The sequence below is a fragment of the Asaia sp. W19 genome, assembly GCF_003994335.1.
Taxonomy (GTDB): domain Bacteria; phylum Pseudomonadota; class Alphaproteobacteria; order Acetobacterales; family Acetobacteraceae; genus Asaia.
Genome location: NZ_PNQZ01000186.1, coordinates 1 through 1,337 on the forward strand (window position 1 = coordinate 1; position 1,337 = coordinate 1,337).

Annotated in this window: 1 protein-coding gene; it reads left to right on the forward strand. The window is 59.5% G+C overall.

The window, feature by feature from the left end:
- Window positions 1-295: 295 nt before the first annotated feature.
- Window positions 296-1,337, forward strand: a 1,042-nt coding sequence (locus C0V97_RS17845) for a hypothetical protein (protein ID WP_127103748.1), incomplete at its 3' end; no start/stop codon positions are given.

The following is a 1,337-nucleotide window of genomic DNA, read 5'->3' on the forward strand; positions in this document are numbered from 1 at the left end:
CAGGTTGTCGATCGCGTCACGAACACTGTCGTCAGCTTCCACCACAACGATCCGCGCCACGCTATCTTCCATATCTTACCGTAGATTGAGATTTTATTGCGATCGTGTCTCGAAAATGACTTAGGGTACCAAGGCGGCACAGGCAAAATACATCTACGCGCTAGAGACCTCCAACCAAGGAAGGAAATGCGGGCAAGTGCGTACTAAAAATCATCGGCAGCTATGGTGTACGATCGCTGGAGTCGCTGGGTGTATCGCCGCTTCTGCATCGGCGCAGTCCATGTCAGGTAGCAGTATGAAGGTGGCAAGCGAGGCCATCACCGAACAGCATGACTTATGTCAGCACGATGCCGGCCGGCTATGGGGGCTGAGCATTTGCGGACCGATCATGCTCGTCGATCCCGAAACGCGAACTCTCTATGCGGACAGGAATACGACTGAGCATGATTTGCGGGCAGAGGGCTCGCTGTTCACCGGGACGCTCCCCCCGGACGTCAGCATCGCCAACACCTCGATCAACTGGGCCGGAATTCGCTGGATAATGGTCTTGCTGCCGCTGCCGTCGGACATGGTCGCGCGTGACACGTTATTGATGCATGAATCGTATCACCGCATCCAGCCCGCCCGCCTCCCTCCGCCGAAGGCAGACCTACCGGATCATCTCGACACGTATGATGGGCGCATGCTCCTTCGCCTCGAATGGCGGGCACTGGCGTTGGCGCTACGAACTGATGGCGACGCACAGCGTTCCGCGATCTGCGACGCGCTCGCTTTCCGAAAGCTCCGTCGCGGTTTGACGAAGGACGCGGCCGAACGGGAGAATGCGTTGGAGATGCTGGAGGGCATCGCCGAATATACCGGCAAGCGTCTCGGCGCCGGCAGCAAGGCGGTACCATCAACGATCGACACCCTCTCAACATACGATCAGCGCGACGGGTATGTGCGGAGTTTCGCCTATGCCTCTGGCCCAGCCTACTGCCTGTTACTGGACCGCCTCTCTCCTGCTTGGCGGGAAAAGGTGCGGCCGGGCAGCGATCTTGGTGAGATGTTGCATCGTGCCATTGGCAACGTCGCTTTGCCGCAGGTGATGTCGATCCGCGATCGTTACGGCTATGCGGACATTCAGCGCCAGGAGACTGCGAAGGCGGACGCTCATGCCCGCCAGGCCGCAGTGTGGCAGTCGGCTCTGGCCGACGGCCCCGTGTTGCGAGTGCCGTTGATTCACATGAAGATCGAGTTCAACCCGCAGACTGTCTTTGCCTTGCCGCCGTCGGGCACAGTCTACCCCACCGCAATCATTCGTGACGATTGGGGCACCCTTACAGTCCGGCAGAGCG